The 16,869-nt window shown below is 70.9% G+C and carries 13 protein-coding genes and 2 pseudogenes; 8 read left to right on the forward strand and 7 right to left on the reverse strand.

Translation table 11 applies throughout. The annotated features are described in order from the left end of the window. Positions 1-130 precede the first annotated feature (130 nt). Together ACIA5F_RS12165 and ACIA5F_RS12170 are read left to right on the forward strand one after the other, a co-directional pair. Positions 131-2,176, forward strand: coding sequence for an FUSC family protein (locus tag ACIA5F_RS12165; protein WP_399351961.1), 2,046 nt, complete (start codon positions 131-133; stop codon positions 2,174-2,176). Between the two features lie 107 nt (positions 2,177-2,283). Continuing rightward, the gene (locus ACIA5F_RS12170; RefSeq protein ID WP_399351963.1) at positions 2,284-2,529 is read left to right on the forward strand and encodes a DUF397 domain-containing protein; all 246 of its coding nucleotides are present in this window, start codon (positions 2,284-2,286) and stop codon (positions 2,527-2,529) included. A gap of 226 nt (positions 2,530-2,755) precedes the next feature. Here ACIA5F_RS12170 and ACIA5F_RS12175 read toward each other — a convergent pair whose 3' ends face one another. Beyond that, positions 2,756-3,265 carry an ATP-binding protein gene (locus ACIA5F_RS12175; protein ID WP_399351965.1) on the reverse strand — a complete coding sequence of 170 codons (510 nt, stop codon included), beginning with the start codon at positions 3,263-3,265 and terminating at the stop codon, positions 2,756-2,758. 301 nt (positions 3,266-3,566) lie between these two features. Here ACIA5F_RS12175 and ACIA5F_RS12180 point away from each other — a divergent pair, with 301 nt between their 5' ends. From ACIA5F_RS12180 to ACIA5F_RS12200, 5 genes and pseudogenes are all read left to right on the forward strand, one after another. Next, on the forward strand, positions 3,567-4,445 hold the full coding sequence (locus tag ACIA5F_RS12180; protein ID WP_399351967.1) for a helix-turn-helix domain-containing protein: 879 nt from the start codon (positions 3,567-3,569) through the stop codon (positions 4,443-4,445). An 89-nt stretch (positions 4,446-4,534) separates the two neighbouring features. Further along, complete coding sequence (locus ACIA5F_RS12185) at positions 4,535-5,992, forward strand: aldehyde dehydrogenase family protein (RefSeq protein ID WP_399351969.1); 1,458 nt, start codon at positions 4,535-4,537, stop codon at positions 5,990-5,992. A 260-nt stretch (positions 5,993-6,252) separates the two neighbouring features. Next, complete coding sequence (cutA, locus tag ACIA5F_RS12190; protein WP_399351971.1) at positions 6,253-6,591, forward strand: divalent-cation tolerance protein CutA; 339 nt, start codon at positions 6,253-6,255, stop codon at positions 6,589-6,591. 55 nt (positions 6,592-6,646) lie between these two features. Further along, positions 6,647-8,725 (forward strand): annotated as a pseudogene (gene mrdA / locus ACIA5F_RS12195) (penicillin-binding protein 2); the annotation flags it as partial. A 220-nt stretch (positions 8,726-8,945) separates the two neighbouring features. Then, a complete protein-coding gene (locus ACIA5F_RS12200) occupies positions 8,946-9,533 on the forward strand; it encodes a DinB family protein (RefSeq protein ID WP_399351973.1) in 588 nt (195 codons plus the stop codon). Positions 9,534-9,603: 70 nt separating this feature from the next. Here ACIA5F_RS12200 and ACIA5F_RS12205 read toward each other — a convergent pair whose 3' ends face one another. From ACIA5F_RS12205 to ACIA5F_RS12225, 5 genes and pseudogenes are all read right to left on the reverse strand, one after another. Then, entirely contained in the window at positions 9,604-10,191 is a 588-nt protein-coding gene (locus ACIA5F_RS12205) for a DinB family protein (protein ID WP_399351973.1), read from the reverse strand. Positions 10,192-10,411: 220 nt separating this feature from the next. Next, positions 10,412-12,490, reverse strand: a pseudogene (gene mrdA / locus ACIA5F_RS12210) (penicillin-binding protein 2); the annotation flags it as partial. A 55-nt stretch (positions 12,491-12,545) separates the two neighbouring features. Beyond that, on the reverse strand, positions 12,546-12,884 hold the full coding sequence (gene cutA, locus ACIA5F_RS12215) for a divalent-cation tolerance protein CutA (RefSeq protein ID WP_399351971.1): 339 nt from the start codon (positions 12,882-12,884) through the stop codon (positions 12,546-12,548). Between the two features lie 260 nt (positions 12,885-13,144). Beyond that, positions 13,145-14,602, reverse strand: a complete 1,458-nt coding sequence (locus ACIA5F_RS12220) for an aldehyde dehydrogenase family protein (protein WP_399351969.1) — start codon at positions 14,600-14,602, stop codon at positions 13,145-13,147. Between the two features lie 89 nt (positions 14,603-14,691). Next, positions 14,692-15,570 (reverse strand): helix-turn-helix domain-containing protein, encoded by an 879-nt coding sequence (locus ACIA5F_RS12225; protein WP_399351967.1) that lies wholly within the window; start codon positions 15,568-15,570, stop codon positions 14,692-14,694. Between the two features lie 301 nt (positions 15,571-15,871). On the opposite strand from ACIA5F_RS12225, the gene ACIA5F_RS12230 reads away from it, so the two are divergent. After that, positions 15,872-16,381, forward strand: coding sequence for an ATP-binding protein (locus ACIA5F_RS12230; protein ID WP_399351965.1), 510 nt, complete (start codon positions 15,872-15,874; stop codon positions 16,379-16,381). Between the two features lie 226 nt (positions 16,382-16,607). Here the strand turns inward: ACIA5F_RS12230 and ACIA5F_RS12235 are convergent, their stop codons facing one another. Then, complete coding sequence (locus ACIA5F_RS12235; protein WP_399351963.1) at positions 16,608-16,853, reverse strand: DUF397 domain-containing protein; 246 nt, start codon at positions 16,851-16,853, stop codon at positions 16,608-16,610. Between the last annotated feature and the right edge of the window lie 16 nt (positions 16,854-16,869).

Consider the following 16,869-nt stretch of genomic DNA (forward strand, 5'->3'; position numbering starts at 1 on the left):
CCGGGGTCGGAGCGGGCCGCCCCCGGCCGGCTGCCCGGCCCGAGTCCGGCCCCGGCCCGGCCCGGGGAACGGCCGCGCGGGAGTGCCGTACAAATCAGCAGAAGTGCCGAAAACAGCTACTCTCGGCGGCATGGGCTGGCTCCGGGCGCTGAGGGACACCACCCGGTCGGGCATGACGGTCGAGCGGGCCCGCCTGGAGCCGCTCGTCGCGCTGCGGTCCGCCTTCGGGCTCGCCCTCGTCATCGCCTTCGGGCTCCTCCTCCTCGGTCCGGCCGCCGCCGCCAGTTCCGCGTTCGGGGCCTTCATGGCCGCCGTCGCCACCTTCCAGAAGAGCTGGCGCCCGCGCCCCGTCCTGGCCCTCGCCGCCGGGCTGACCCTCTCCTTCTCCACCTTCGTCGGCTACCTCGTCGGCTCCTCGCTGACCGTGCTCTTCCTGGCCCTCCTCGCCGTCTGGACCTTCGCGTCGGGGCTGATGTGGGCGGCCGGGCCCACCGCCGGGATGATCGCCTCCGGCAACGTCGCGATCATGCTGGTCACCGTCACCCTGCCCACCTCCGTGCCGCAGGCCGCCGTGCACGCCGCGATGATCGCCGCGGGCGGGGTGGTGCAGGCGCTGCTGATCGTCCTCTTCCCCGTCCGCCGCTGGGGCGCCCAGCGCGACGCCCTCGCCGACGCGCTCGCCGCCGAGGCCGACTACGCCCGCCGTCTGCGCCACGACCCCGTCGCCCCCTTCGACCCGGAGCCCCTGATGCGGGCCCGCGCCGCCGCGACCGTCACCCGGGGCCAGGCCCGGCGGCGCCCCGCCGAGCTGCAAGGGGCGCGCGGGCTGGCGGAACGCGTCCGGCCGGTGCTGGCCTCGCTCGCCGACCCGGCCGTGGGCGCCCCCGCCGAGGGCCCGGCCCGGGACCGCGTACGGGAACTGCTCGCCGCCTCCGGGTCGGTCCTGGACGCCGCCGCGCGGGCGATCCGGCACGGGGAACCCGTACGCCTCCCCGCGCCCGCCCTCGCCGTGCTGAACGCCCCCGACACGGCGGAGCTCCTCCAGGGCGCGCCGCTGCGGGCCGCGCGCCGGCTCGCCGCCCTGCTGGACGACGTCCTGGAGACGGCCGCGCCGCGGTCGGGCCGGACCGCCGATCCCGGGTCGTCGATGCTGCGGCCCACGCTGCTCGCCATGGTGCCGGAGGTCCTGCGGGCGGTCCGGGCCGAGCTGCGCCCGGGCTCGCCCGTCCTGCGGCACGCCGTGCGGGTCACCGCCGTGGCCTGCGCGGGCTACCTGATCGGCCACGCGCTGCCGCTCGGGCACGCCTACTGGGCCCCGATGACCTCCGTCATGGTGATGCGGCCGGACTTCAGCCAGACCTACTCCCGGGCCGTCGCCCGCTTCGGCGGCACCCTGGTCGGGGTCGCCGCCGCCTCCGCCGTCGTGCAGCTCGCCCACCCCGGCACCTACCTGTCGGGGCTCCTCGCCGTGGTCAGCGCCGGCCTGATGTACGTCCTGATGCGCACCGGCTACGCCGTCACCCAGGTCTTCGTCTCCGCCTACGTCGTCTTCCTGCTCGGCATGGGCGGCGCCGACCTGGACCAGACCGTGCCCGACCGGGTCGCCCTCACCCTGGTCGGCGGGGTCCTCGCCATGCTCGGGTACGCCCTCTACCCGGCCTGGGAGACCCCCCGGCTGCGGACCCGGCTGGCCGACTGGGTCGCGGCCGACGGACGGTACGCGGCGGCCGTGCTCGGCCAGTACGCCGACCCGGCCGGGGCCCGTCGCGCCGATGTCCGCGAGGCCCTGCTCGCCGCCCGCGCCGCCCGGATCGCCTGGCAGGACGCGCTGGAGCGGGCCGCCGGGGAGCCGGTGCGCCACCGGGGTCTGTCCCGCGCGGCGGCAGACGGGGCGGGCGAGGCCCTGGCGGCGCTGGGCCGGGGCGCCATGCTCCTCGAAGCCCACCTCCCGGACCGCGCCCACGAGCCGGTCCCGGGCGCGGCACAGCTCGCGGAGGCCCTGCGTACGGCCACCGAGGCGGCGGCGAAGGCGGTGCGCGAACGCCGGGTCCCGGAGTGGGGCGGGGTCCGGTCCCTGCTGGCGACGTGGGAGGCTCCGGAGACGGGTGTGCTGAGGGGGGCGGCGGAGCAGCTCCTCGACTCCCTGGAGGAGGTTTCCGCAGCCCTCCGCCCCTGAGAGTGATCAAGGGAGCACCGCGCGTGCACGTGCATCTGCCCGTGCAGCCCCCTGTGAACACAGCTATGATCCGGTGCAGTTGACATCTGCACTATCGGGGGCTTCCTGTGGACCACGCGTACAACGGGATGGCGGCTGCAGAACTCGCTTCTTTGTTCGGGCTGACCTGGCAGAAGAGCAGACACAGCAACTCGCAGGGTTCTTGTGTGGAGTTCGCGAAGCTGCCGGGCGGAGCTGTCGCCGTACGCAACTCGCGCCATCCGGAAGGGCCGGCGCTCGTGTACACACCGGCCGAGATAGAGGCCATGCTGCTCGGCGTCAAGGACGGCGAGTTCGACCATCTGATCAGCTGACGGGGCCGAAGGCCGAAAGGCCGCAGGAGCCCGGCCGCGCGACGGAACAGTGCGCTGATTCGCGCCATGCACGTGCACTGGCCGGGACTGATCGCAATGATCAACCCCGGCCAGTTGTCCTGATCCCGGTCCTGTCCCGGTCCTGCTTCCCGGTCCTGCCCTCGCCCTGTCCGCCGCCCTGTCCGCGGCGGTTCCCCGCGCGCGGTGGCGGCGGCGGGCGGGCCGCTCAGTCGTGGAGCAGGAAGAGCGCCCAGACCACCTTGCCGGTCAGCCGCCCCGCGAGCGGGTGCCAGCCCCAGTTGTCGCTGTACGCGTCCACCAGGAAGAGCCCGCGCCCCGACTCCAGGTCGACGTTCTCCTCCGTCCGCTCCGGCGAGAAGGACCCGCCGGGCCGGTCCTCGCTGGGGTCCCGCACCGCGCACACCAGCCGGGTGCTCCACCGCATCAAGTGCAGCCGTACCGGCGGTTCCGCCTCGGCGGCGGGCCCCCGGACGTCGTCCGGCAGGGCATGGCGCAGCGCGTTGGTGACGAGTTCCGAGACGACCAGGGAGACATCGTCGAAACGATGGTCCAGGCCCCACTGGGCCAATGTCGAACGCGTGAACGAGCGCGCGCCGCGCACGGCTTCGTAGCGGGCGGGCAGAGCACACGACGCGGACCCGGAGACAGCCGTGGGGTCGACCGGGGGCAGCCCCTGCCGTAACGGCTCAAGCACGGTCGATCCATTCGTCCCCATGCGAGGCACTCCCGGGATTCGCGGACGGAGCGGAACAGCGGGGTGGGTCGGGCCCCGGCGTGAAGTACACGCAGGTGCGCGGCACCATCGTTCCGAATGCCGCAGCCGGATGCAAGGGCAGATGCACGTGCACGCGCCGGACCTGTCCGTTCCCGTGCCGGTTCTTGCTCATTTCTTCCTGCGCAGACTTACGAACTTCTTTTACCGTCGGATGGTTTCCGTTACGGAACGAGTACGGTCAGATGCGTTTTGGTGGCAGACTGCGGCCCTGGGGTACGGGGGCCCCGCGCACACCATTGCGATGGGGAGGGAAGGACAAGTGACCGCAGAAGCCAGCGGTTCCGTGGTGCGTCGCATCCTCCTGGGCTCGCAGCTCAGGCGGCTCCGTGAATCCCGCGGCATCACCCGGGAAGCGGCCGGCTACTCGATCCGCGCATCCGAATCGAAGATCAGCCGCTTGGAGTTGGGAAGGGTGAGCTTCAAGGCCAGGGACGTCGAGGACCTCCTCACGCTCTACGGAGTCACGGACGGCGCGGAGCGCGAGTCCCTGCTGGGACTGGTCCGGGAGGCCAACGCGGCGGGCTGGTGGCACAGCTACGGCGACGTGCTGCCCGGGTGGTTCCAGACCTACGTGGGCCTGGAGGGCGCCGCCTCCCTCATCCGCATCTACGAAGTCCAGTTCGTCCACGGCCTGTTGCAGACCGAGGCCTACGCCCACGCCGTCGTCAGCCGCGGCATGCCGGGCGCCACCCCCGCCGAGATCGACCGCCGCGTCGCCCTGCGGCTGGAGCGGCAGAAGGTCCTCGTCTCCGAGAGCACCACCATCTTTCACGCCGTTCTGGACGAGGCCGCGCTGCGCCGCCCCTACGGCGACCGCGAGGTGATGCGCGGTCAGCTGGAACACCTCGTCGAGATCTCGCAACGGCCCAACGTACGGCTCCAGGTGATGCCCTTCTCCTTCGGCGGACACGCGGGCGAGAGCGGAGCCTTCACCCTGCTGCGCTTCCCCGAGTCCGATCTCCAGGACATCGTCTATCTGGAACAGCTCACCAGCGCCCTCTACCTGGACAAGGACGAGGAAGTGGCGCAGTACGAGAAGGCGATGGAACGGCTCCAGGCGGACTGCCCCGAGCCGGAACAGACCAGGGATCTTCTCCGCGGACTGCTCCAACTGTCTTGATTCGCACGTAGTATGACGTCCGATCAGTGCGTGACGACCGATCGGTCTCCGGTGCAGCGCAAGGGTGCGCGCTCGCAGTAAGGGATGGCATGTCCATATTCACCGACCTGGCTCACCAGTACATCGACGGCGAATGGCTGGCCGGCACCGGTTCGTGGGACATCATCGACGTCAACCCGTACAACGGGGAGAAGCTCGCGGCCATCACCGTCGCCACCGTCGAGCAGGTGGACCAGGCGTACCGCGGCGCCGAGCGCGCCCAGCGGACCTGGGCCGCCACCAGCCCGTACGGCAGACGCGCGGTCCTGGAGCGGGCCCTTCGCATCACCGAGGAGCGCGAGAAGGAGATCGTCGAGGCGATGATCGACGAGCTCGGCGGGACCCGTCCCAAGGCCGAGTACGAGGTCCGCCTCGCCCAGGAGTTCATCCGCGAGGCGATCCAGCTGGCCATCCGCCCCGAGGGCCGCATCCTGGCCTCGCCGGTCGCGGGCAAGGAGAACCGGGTCCAGCGGCTCCCGGTCGGCGTCGTCACCGTGATCAGCCCCTTCAACTTCCCCTTCCTGGTCACCCTGAAGTCCGTCGCCCCCGCCCTGGCCCTGGGCAACGCGGTCGTGATCAAGCCGAACCAGAACGCCCCGGTGGTCGGCGGCGGGGTCATCGCCAAGATCTTCGAGGACGCGGGGCTCCCGGCCGGGCTGCTCAACGTCCTGGTCACCGACATCGCCGAGATAGGCGACGCCCTCCTGACCCACCCCGTCCCCAAGGTCATCTCCTTCGCCGGCTCCGACCGGGTCGGGCGCCACGTCGGCGCGGTCGCCGCCCGCCACTTCAAACGGACCGTCCTGGAGCTCAGCGGCAACAGCGCGCTGGTCGTCCTCGACGACGCCGACATCGACTACGCGGTGGACGCGGCCGTCTTCAGCCGGTTCGTCTACCAGGGCCAGGTCTGTATGGCCGCCAACCGCATCCTGGTCGACGCCTCGGTCGCGCCCGAGTTCACCGAGAAGTTCACGGCACGCGTGCGCGCCCTGAAGACGGGCGACCCGCACGACGCCGACACCCACATCGGCCCGCTGATCAACTCCTTCCAGGCCGACGCCCTGACCGCGCTCGTGGACCGCGCCGTGGCGTCCGGGGCGCAGGCCCTCGTCCGCGGGTCTACGCGCGGCAACCTGGTCGAACCCACCGTCCTGGCCGGGCTCCCCGAGGACTCCCCGCTGCTGGCGCAGGAGATCTTCGGCCCGGTGGCCCTGCTGATGGTCTTCGACGGCGAGGACGAGGCGGTCCGGCTGACCAACGCGACCCCGTACGGGCTGAGCGGCGCGGTGCACACCCGGGACGTGGAGCGCGGCGTCCGCTTCGCGCAGCGGATCGAGACCGGGATGATGCACGTCAACGACTCCACCATCGGGGACGACCCGCTGGCGGCCTTCGGCGGCGAGAAGGCGTCGGGCCTGGGCCGGCTGAACGGCGACGCGACGGTGGAGGCGTTCACCACCCAGAAGTGGATCTCGGTCCAGCACGGCCGCACCCACTTCCCTTTCTAGTGCTGTGACCGGAAAGGTTTGCCGGTAGGCCCGCGGCGTCCGGTGCGGTGGATCGCAAGGCGGAGGGCCACGGCTTGTACTGGACGTACTTGCGTGGTCCGACAACGCGGCGAGGCGCCGTGCCGGGCGTCGAGGGCCGGTGAACCTTTCCGGTCACAGCACTAGACACCGCCCGTTCTGGACACCGCCCGTTCCCGGCACGGGGTGTCCGGCCCGGGCGGATGGGTAGGGTCGGTGCCCACCGACCCGGGAGAGACGCAGTGGCCGCCGACATCGTGATCGTGCAGACGACCATCGACGACGAAGAGGACGCGAGGCACCTGGCCCGGGGCGCGGTGGAGGCCCGGCTGGCCGCGTGCGCGCACATCGACGCCCCTCTCACCGCGGTCTACCGCTGGAAGGGGACCATCGAGACGGCCAAGGAGTGGCGCGTCTCCTTCAAGACCACGCAGGGCCGTCTGCCGGCGCTCACGGAGTGGGTCGGCCAGGAACACGGCTACGCCGTGCCCGAGTGGACCGTCCTCCCGGTGGCCGGTGTCTCCGACGCCTACCGCGCGTGGGTCGTCGAGGAGACCACCGCCGTCCAGCCGGAACTTTGAGGACACGACCTAGACTCGGCCGGGCGTACGGCAGGCTTCCGGGGGAGAGACCGAGTTGAGCAACATACCGGAGACCGGGCGGACCCCTCGGGTCCAGAACCGGCTCGTCGTGATCCAGGTGGTCGTCCTCTCGCTCCTGCTCACCCTCGGCGGGCGCCTCTGGTACCTCCAGATACGCAACGGCCAGGAGTACACGGACCAGGCCCGCGACAACCACCTCCAACAGGTCGTCCAGCCCGCCGTGCGCGGCTCGATCCTGGACTCCCGCGGGGTCCCGCTCGCCGGCAACGAGGCCCGGCTCGTCGTCTCCGCGGGCCGCACCGAGCTGCTCGCCATGAAGGACAGGGGCAAGGCCGTCCTGACCCGCCTCGCCGGGGTCCTGGACCTGAAGCCCGAGGACGTCGTCAACAAGGTCCGGCTCTGCGACGCCAAGACCCCGCAGCCCTGCTGGAACGGCTCCCCGTACCAGCCCATCCCCGTCACCGACGAGGCGACCACCGAACAGGTCCTCCAGATACGCGAGCACGCCGAGGAGTTCCCGGGCATCACCGCCGAACCGGCCGCCCTGCGCCACTACCCCGCGCCCGAGGGCGCCAACACCTCCCAGGTGCTCGGCTACCTCTCCCCGGTCACCGACGCCGAGATCGCCAAGGCCAAGAACTCCGATTCCCCCTACCTCCGCTCCGACCAGGTGGGCCGCTCGGGTCTGGAGCGCACGTACGACAAGGAGCTGCGCGGCAAGGCCGGCATCACCCGCTATGAGGTGGACAACCTCGGCCGGGTCATTGGGCAGGGGGAGAGCGACCCGGCCCGGCCCGGCGCGAACATCGTGACCTCGCTCGACTCCCGGGTGCAGGCGGTGGCCGAGGCCGAGCTGAACCAGGCGATGGTCGAGGCCCGCAAGACGTACGACAAGAACACGAGCCGCACCTACGAGGCCGACTCGGGCGCCGTCGTCGTCATGGAGTCCCGGACCGGCCGCGTCGTCGCGATGGCCTCCAACCCGACCTACGACCCCAACGCCTGGGTCGGAGGCATCTCCGCCAAGGAGTACGCCGCGCTCACCGCCAAGAACTCCAACTACCCGCTGCTGAACCGGGCGATACAGGTCCAGGCGGCGCCCGGCTCCATCTTCAAGGTGGTCTCCTCGACCGCCGCGGTCAACGCCGGGTACCCCTTCCACAGCCGCTACCCCTGCCCGAGCGCGTACTCGGTCGGCAACCAGACCTTCACGAACTTCGAGTCCCAGGGGTACGGGGACATCACCATCGGCCGGGCCCTGGAAGTCTCCTGCGACACCGTCTACTACGCCCTCGCGGACAAGGAGTGGAAGAAGGACGGCGGGATCACCCCGAAGAAGAACCCGGCCGACTGGTTCCTGAGGACCGCCCACGAGTTCGGCCTCGGCCGGCCCACCGGCATCGACCTGCCGAACGAGGTCGCGGGCCGGGTCCCCGACCGGCAGTGGAAGCGGGACTTCTTCGAGGCCAACAAGGCCGCGTGGTGCCGGGACGGCAAGAAGAACGGCACCTTCGCGGAGAAGATCGCCTACGAGAACTGCCGCCAGGGCCACCAGATGCGCGAGGGCGACGCCATCAACTACTCCATCGGCCAGGGCGACACCCTGGTCACCCCGGTCCAGATGGCGTCCGTCTACGCGGCCATCGCCAACGGCGGCACCCTCCACCAGCCCGGCGTCGGCCGCGCGGTCGTCAGCGCCGACGGCACCTCGGTCCGGGAGATCGAGCCGAAGGTCCAGGGCCGGCTGCCGATGGACGGGAGGACCCGCGAGGACATCGAGGGCGCCCTCGCCTCCGTCGCCACCACGGGCAGCGCCGCCTGGCGGTTCGTCGGCTGGCCGCAGAAGCAGATTCCCATGCACGCCAAGACCGGCACGGCCGAGGTGCAGGGCAAGCAGACCACCTCGTGGTTCGCCTCGTACACCGAGGACTACACGATCGTCATGACGATCTCCCAGGGCGGCACCGGCTCCGGAGCCTCCGGCCCGGCCGTGCGCAAGATCTACGAGGCGATGTACGGGCTGGACGCGACGGGCAGGCAGGACCTCTCCAAGGCCCTGCTCCCGCAGCCCCGGACCGCCCTGCCGGCGATCCGCCCGGACGGCACGATCGACCCGGCGGCGTAGGGGCGGAGTAGCGCGGAGCGGGCGGAGCGGGCGGGGCAGCGCGGGGCGGGCCGCGTGGTGTCGGGGCCGTCGGGGGGATTGCGTCCTTCGGAACGCCGAATGCGGACAAAACCTGACCTATTTGCTCCGTAGCGTGGTCTTCGTCAGCAGCACGGGCCGGTGCGAGCCAGCACGAGCCGGTGCGAAGAAGCACGGAAAGGCGGTCGGCATGGTTACTTTTGTCTCCCCGGAGGTCCCCGGGGACGAGCGCGGCGCGCTCCTCTCCTTCGTGGAGTCCCAGCGCGGCGCCCTGCGCCGCTCGGTGCACGGCCTGAGCGAGGCACAGGCGGCATCCTGTCCCAGCGCGAGCGAGCTCACGCTGGCGGGGCTGCTCAAGCACTCCGCCGAGGTCGAGCTGAACTGGCTGCGCCTCGCCCAGCAGCAGCCGAACGAGAGGCAGCGGTCACAGGAGACCTGGGCCGACGGCTTCCGGCTGGTAGGGGCCGAGACGGTCGCGGAGGTCCTGGCCTTCTGGGACGACGTCGCGGCGCAGACGGAGCGGTTCGCCGCCGGGCTGCCCGCCGCGGGCGGCCTGGACCGGACCTTCCCGCTGCCACCGGCGCCGTGGTTCCCCGAGGACGGCAAGGTCTCGGTGCGCTGGATGCTGCTGCACCTGGTCGAGGAGTTCGCCCGGCACGCGGGGCACGCGGACATCGTCCGCGAGTCCCTGGACGGCAGGACCTCGCTGGAGCTGGTGGAGCTGGCCTCGGGACAGTCCTGGGGGCAGTCCGGCGACGCTTCCCCCGGCCCGGCCTGAGGACGGGTACCCAGGTCCCGCCGGGCGTGTTTCACGTGAAACACGCCCGGCGGGACCTGGGTACCCGTCCTCAGGCCGGGCCGGGGGAAGCGTCGCCGGACTGCCCCCAGGACTGTCCCGAGGCCAGCTCCACCAGCTCCAGCGAGGTCCTGCCGTCCAGGGACTCGCGGACGATGTCCGCGTGCCCCGCGTGCCGGGCGAACTCCTCGACCAGGTGCAGCAGCATCCAGCGCACCGAGACCTTGCCGTCCTCGGGGAACCACGGCGCCGGTGGCAGCGGGAAGGTCCGGTCCAGGCCGCCCGCGGCGGGCAGCCCGGCGGCGAACCGCTCCGTCTGCGCCGCGACGTCGTCCCAGAAGGCCAGGACCTCCGCGACCGTCTCGGCCCCTACCAGCCGGAAGCCGTCGGCCCAGGTCTCCTGTGACCGCTGCCTCTCGTTCGGCTGCTGCTGGGCGAGGCGCAGCCAGTTCAGCTCGACCTCGGCGGAGTGCTTGAGCAGCCCCGCCAGCGTGAGCTCGCTCGCGCTGGGACAGGATGCCGCCTGTGCCTCGCTCAGGCCGTGCACCGAGCGGCGCAGGGCGCCGCGCTGGGACTCCACGAAGGAGAGGAGCGCGCCGCGCTCGTCCCCGGGGACCTCCGGGGAGACAAAAGTAACCATGCCGACCGCCTTTCCGTGCTTCTTCGCACCGGCTCGTGCTGGCTCGCACCGGCCCGTGCTGCTGACGAAGACCACGCTACGGAGCAAATAGGTCAGGTTTTGTCCGCATTCGGCGTTCCGAAGGACGCAATCCCCCCGACGGCCCCGACACCACGCGGCCCGCCCCGCGCTGCCCCGCCCGCTCCGCCCGCTCCGCGCTACTCCGCCCCTACGCCGCCGGGTCGATCGTGCCGTCCGGGCGGATCGCCGGCAGGGCGGTCCGGGGCTGCGGGAGCAGGGCCTTGGAGAGGTCCTGCCTGCCCGTCGCGTCCAGCCCGTACATCGCCTCGTAGATCTTGCGCACGGCCGGGCCGGAGGCTCCGGAGCCGGTGCCGCCCTGGGAGATCGTCATGACGATCGTGTAGTCCTCGGTGTACGAGGCGAACCACGAGGTGGTCTGCTTGCCCTGCACCTCGGCCGTGCCGGTCTTGGCGTGCATGGGAATCTGCTTCTGCGGCCAGCCGACGAACCGCCAGGCGGCGCTGCCCGTGGTGGCGACGGAGGCGAGGGCGCCCTCGATGTCCTCGCGGGTCCTCCCGTCCATCGGCAGCCGGCCCTGGACCTTCGGCTCGATCTCCCGGACCGAGGTGCCGTCGGCGCTGACGACCGCGCGGCCGACGCCGGGCTGGTGGAGGGTGCCGCCGTTGGCGATGGCCGCGTAGACGGACGCCATCTGGACCGGGGTGACCAGGGTGTCGCCCTGGCCGATGGAGTAGTTGATGGCGTCGCCCTCGCGCATCTGGTGGCCCTGGCGGCAGTTCTCGTAGGCGATCTTCTCCGCGAAGGTGCCGTTCTTCTTGCCGTCCCGGCACCACGCGGCCTTGTTGGCCTCGAAGAAGTCCCGCTTCCACTGCCGGTCGGGGACCCGGCCCGCGACCTCGTTCGGCAGGTCGATGCCGGTGGGCCGGCCGAGGCCGAACTCGTGGGCGGTCCTCAGGAACCAGTCGGCCGGGTTCTTCTTCGGGGTGATCCCGCCGTCCTTCTTCCACTCCTTGTCCGCGAGGGCGTAGTAGACGGTGTCGCAGGAGACTTCCAGGGCCCGGCCGATGGTGATGTCCCCGTACCCCTGGGACTCGAAGTTCGTGAAGGTCTGGTTGCCGACCGAGTACGCGCTCGGGCAGGGGTAGCGGCTGTGGAAGGGGTACCCGGCGTTGACCGCGGCGGTCGAGGAGACCACCTTGAAGATGGAGCCGGGCGCCGCCTGGACCTGTATCGCCCGGTTCAGCAGCGGGTAGTTGGAGTTCTTGGCGGTGAGCGCGGCGTACTCCTTGGCGGAGATGCCTCCGACCCAGGCGTTGGGGTCGTAGGTCGGGTTGGAGGCCATCGCGACGACGCGGCCGGTCCGGGACTCCATGACGACGACGGCGCCCGAGTCGGCCTCGTAGGTGCGGCTCGTGTTCTTGTCGTACGTCTTGCGGGCCTCGACCATCGCCTGGTTCAGCTCGGCCTCGGCCACCGCCTGCACCCGGGAGTCGAGCGAGGTCACGATGTTCGCGCCGGGCCGGGCCGGGTCGCTCTCCCCCTGCCCAATGACCCGGCCGAGGTTGTCCACCTCATAGCGGGTGATGCCGGCCTTGCCGCGCAGCTCCTTGTCGTACGTGCGCTCCAGACCCGAGCGGCCCACCTGGTCGGAGCGGAGGTAGGGGGAATCGGAGTTCTTGGCCTTGGCGATCTCGGCGTCGGTGACCGGGGAGAGGTAGCCGAGCACCTGGGAGGTGTTGGCGCCCTCGGGCGCGGGGTAGTGGCGCAGGGCGGCCGGTTCGGCGGTGATGCCCGGGAACTCCTCGGCGTGCTCGCGTATCTGGAGGACCTGTTCGGTGGTCGCCTCGTCGGTGACGGGGATGGGCTGGTACGGGGAGCCGTTCCAGCAGGGCTGCGGGGTCTTGGCGTCGCAGAGCCGGACCTTGTTGACGACGTCCTCGGGCTTCAGGTCCAGGACCCCGGCGAGGCGGGTCAGGACGGCCTTGCCCCTGTCCTTCATGGCGAGCAGCTCGGTGCGGCCCGCGGAGACGACGAGCCGGGCCTCGTTGCCGGCGAGCGGGACCCCGCGGGAGTCCAGGATCGAGCCGCGCACGGCGGGCTGGACGACCTGTTGGAGGTGGTTGTCGCGGGCCTGGTCCGTGTACTCCTGGCCGTTGCGTATCTGGAGGTACCAGAGGCGCCCGCCGAGGGTGAGCAGGAGCGAGAGGACGACCACCTGGATCACGACGAGCCGGTTCTGGACCCGAGGGGTCCGCCCGGTCTCCGGTATGTTGCTCAACTCGGTCTCTCCCCCGGAAGCCTGCCGTACGCCCGGCCGAGTCTAGGTCGTGTCCTCAAAGTTCCGGCTGGACGGCGGTGGTCTCCTCGACGACCCACGCGCGGTAGGCGTCGGAGACACCGGCCACCGGGAGGACGGTCCACTCGGGCACGGCGTAGCCGTGTTCCTGGCCGACCCACTCCGTGAGCGCCGGCAGACGGCCCTGCGTGGTCTTGAAGGAGACGCGCCACTCCTTGGCCGTCTCGATGGTCCCCTTCCAGCGGTAGACCGCGGTGAGAGGGGCGTCGATGTGCGCGCACGCGGCCAGCCGGGCCTCCACCGCGCCCCGGGCCAGGTGCCTCGCGTCCTCTTCGTCGTCGATGGTCGTCTGCACGATCACGATGTCGGCGGCCACTGCGTCTCTCCCGGGTCGGTGGGCACCGACCCTACCCATCCGCCCGGGCCGGACACCCCGTGCCGGGAACGGGCGGTGTCCAGAACGGGCGGTGTCTAGTGCTGTGACCGGAAAGGTTCACCGGCCCTCGACGCCCGGCACGGCGCCTCGCCGCGTTGTCGGACCACGCAAGTACGTCCAGTACAAGCCGTGGCCCTCCGCCTTGCGATCCACCGCACCGGACGCCGCGGGCCTACCGGCAAACCTTTCCGGTCACAGCACTAGAAAGGGAAGTGGGTGCGGCCGTGCTGGACCGAGATCCACTTCTGGGTGGTGAACGCCTCCACCGTCGCGTCGCCGTTCAGCCGGCCCAGGCCCGACGCCTTCTCGCCGCCGAAGGCCGCCAGCGGGTCGTCCCCGATGGTGGAGTCGTTGACGTGCATCATCCCGGTCTCGATCCGCTGCGCGAAGCGGACGCCGCGCTCCACGTCCCGGGTGTGCACCGCGCCGCTCAGCCCGTACGGGGTCGCGTTGGTCAGCCGGACCGCCTCGTCCTCGCCGTCGAAGACCATCAGCAGGGCCACCGGGCCGAAGATCTCCTGCGCCAGCAGCGGGGAGTCCTCGGGGAGCCCGGCCAGGACGGTGGGTTCGACCAGGTTGCCGCGCGTAGACCCGCGGACGAGGGCCTGCGCCCCGGACGCCACGGCGCGGTCCACGAGCGCGGTCAGGGCGTCGGCCTGGAAGGAGTTGATCAGCGGGCCGATGTGGGTGTCGGCGTCGTGCGGGTCGCCCGTCTTCAGGGCGCGCACGCGTGCCGTGAACTTCTCGGTGAACTCGGGCGCGACCGAGGCGTCGACCAGGATGCGGTTGGCGGCCATACAGACCTGGCCCTGGTAGACGAACCGGCTGAAGACGGCCGCGTCCACCGCGTAGTCGATGTCGGCGTCGTCGAGGACGACCAGCGCGCTGTTGCCGCTGAGCTCCAGGACGGTCCGTTTGAAGTGGCGGGCGGCGACCGCGCCGACGTGGCGCCCGACCCGGTCGGAGCCGGCGAAGGAGATGACCTTGGGGACGGGGTGGGTCAGGAGGGCGTCGCCTATCTCGGCGATGTCGGTGACCAGGACGTTGAGCAGCCCGGCCGGGAGCCCCGCGTCCTCGAAGATCTTGGCGATGACCCCGCCGCCGACCACCGGGGCGTTCTGGTTCGGCTTGATCACGACCGCGTTGCCCAGGGCCAGGGCGGGGGCGACGGACTTCAGGGTGACCAGGAAGGGGAAGTTGAAGGGGCTGATCACGGTGACGACGCCGACCGGGAGCCGCTGGACCCGGTTCTCCTTGCCCGCGACCGGCGAGGCCAGGATGCGGCCCTCGGGGCGGATGGCCAGCTGGATCGCCTCGCGGATGAACTCCTGGGCGAGGCGGACCTCGTACTCGGCCTTGGGACGGGTCCCGCCGAGCTCGTCGATCATCGCCTCGACGATCTCCTTCTCGCGCTCCTCGGTGATGCGAAGGGCCCGCTCCAGGACCGCGCGTCTGCCGTACGGGCTGGTGGCGGCCCAGGTCCGCTGGGCGCGCTCGGCGCCGCGGTACGCCTGGTCCACCTGCTCGACGGTGGCGACGGTGATGGCCGCGAGCTTCTCCCCGTTGTACGGGTTGACGTCGATGATGTCCCACGAACCGGTGCCGGCCAGCCATTCGCCGTCGATGTACTGGTGAGCCAGGTCGGTGAATATGGACATGCCATCCCTTACTGCGAGCGCGCACCCTTGCGCTGCACCGGAGACCGATCGGTCGTCACGCACTGATCGGACGTCATACTACGTGCGAATCAAGACAGTTGGAGCAGTCCGCGGAGAAGATCCCTGGTCTGTTCCGGCTCGGGGCAGTCCGCCTGGAGCCGTTCCATCGCCTTCTCGTACTGCGCCACTTCCTCGTCCTTGTCCAGGTAGAGGGCGCTGGTGAGCTGTTCCAGATAGACGATGTCCTGGAGATCGGACTCGGGGAAGCGCAGCAGGGTGAAGGCTCCGCTCTCGCCCGCGTGTCCGCCGAAGGAGAAGGGCATCACCTGGAGCCGTACGTTGGGCCGTTGCGAGATCTCGACGAGGTGTTCCAGCTGACCGCGCATCACCTCGCGGTCGCCGTAGGGGCGGCGCAGCGCGGCCTCGTCCAGAACGGCGTGAAAGATGGTGGTGCTCTCGGAGACGAGGACCTTCTGCCGCTCCAGCCGCAGGGCGACGCGGCGGTCGATCTCGGCGGGGGTGGCGCCCGGCATGCCGCGGCTGACGACGGCGTGGGCGTAGGCCTCGGTCTGCAACAGGCCGTGGACGAACTGGACTTCGTAGATGCGGATGAGGGAGGCGGCGCCCTCCAGGCCCACGTAGGTCTGGAACCACCCGGGCAGCACGTCGCCGTAGCTGTGCCACCAGCCCGCCGCGTTGGCCTCCCGGACCAGTCCCAGCAGGGACTCGCGCTCCGCGCCGTCCGTGACTCCGTAGAGCGTGAGGAGGTCCTCGACGTCCCTGGCCTTGAAGCTCACCCTTCCCAACTCCAAGCGGCTGATCTTCGATTCGGATGCGCGGATCGAGTAGCCGGCCGCTTCCCGGGTGATGCCGCGGGATTCACGGAGCCGCCTGAGCTGCGAGCCCAGGAGGATGCGACGCACCACGGAACCGCTGGCTTCTGCGGTCACTTGTCCTTCCCTCCCCATCGCAATGGTGTGCGCGGGGCCCCCGTACCCCAGGGCCGCAGTCTGCCACCAAAACGCATCTGACCGTACTCGTTCCGTAACGGAAACCATCCGACGGTAAAAGAAGTTCGTAAGTCTGCGCAGGAAGAAATGAGCAAGAACCGGCACGGGAACGGACAGGTCCGGCGCGTGCACGTGCATCTGCCCTTGCATCCGGCTGCGGCATTCGGAACGATGGTGCCGCGCACCTGCGTGTACTTCACGCCGGGGCCCGACCCACCCCGCTGTTCCGCTCCGTCCGCGAATCCCGGGAGTGCCTCGCATGGGGACGAATGGATCGACCGTGCTTGAGCCGTTACGGCAGGGGCTGCCCCCGGTCGACCCCACGGCTGTCTCCGGGTCCGCGTCGTGTGCTCTGCCCGCCCGCTACGAAGCCGTGCGCGGCGCGCGCTCGTTCACGCGTTCGACATTGGCCCAGTGGGGCCTGGACCATCGTTTCGACGATGTCTCCCTGGTCGTCTCGGAACTCGTCACCAACGCGCTGCGCCATGCCCTGCCGGACGACGTCCGGGGGCCCGCCGCCGAGGCGGAACCGCCGGTACGGCTGCACTTGATGCGGTGGAGCACCCGGCTGGTGTGCGCGGTGCGGGACCCCAGCGAGGACCGGCCCGGCGGGTCCTTCTCGCCGGAGCGGACGGAGGAGAACGTCGACCTGGAGTCGGGGCGCGGGCTCTTCCTGGTGGACGCGTACAGCGACAACTGGGGCTGGCACCCGCTCGCGGGGCGGCTGACCGGCAAGGTGGTCTGGGCGCTCTTCCTGCTCCACGACTGAGCGGCCCGCCCGCCGCCGCCACCGCGCGCGGGGAACCGCCGCGGACAGGGCGGCGGACAGGGCGAGGGCAGGACCGGGAAGCAGGACCGGGACAGGACCGGGATCAGGACAACTGGCCGGGGTTGATCATTGCGATCAGTCCCGGCCAGTGCACGTGCATGGCGCGAATCAGCGCACTGTTCCGTCGCGCGGCCGGGCTCCTGCGGCCTTTCGGCCTTCGGCCCCGTCAGCTGATCAGATGGTCGAACTCGCCGTCCTTGACGCCGAGCAGCATGGCCTCTATCTCGGCCGGTGTGTACACGAGCGCCGGCCCTTCCGGATGGCGCGAGTTGCGTACGGCGACAGCTCCGCCCGGCAGCTTCGCGAACTCCACACAAGAACCCTGCGAGTTGCTGTGTCTGCTCTTCTGCCAGGTCAGCCCGAACAAAGAAGCGAGTTCTGCAGCCGCCATCCCGTTGTACGCGTGGTCCACAGGAAGCCCCCGATAG

It is taken from the genome of Streptomyces sp. NPDC051567 (assembly GCF_044454165.1).
Classification (GTDB): Bacteria; Actinomycetota; Actinomycetes; order Streptomycetales; family Streptomycetaceae; genus Streptomyces.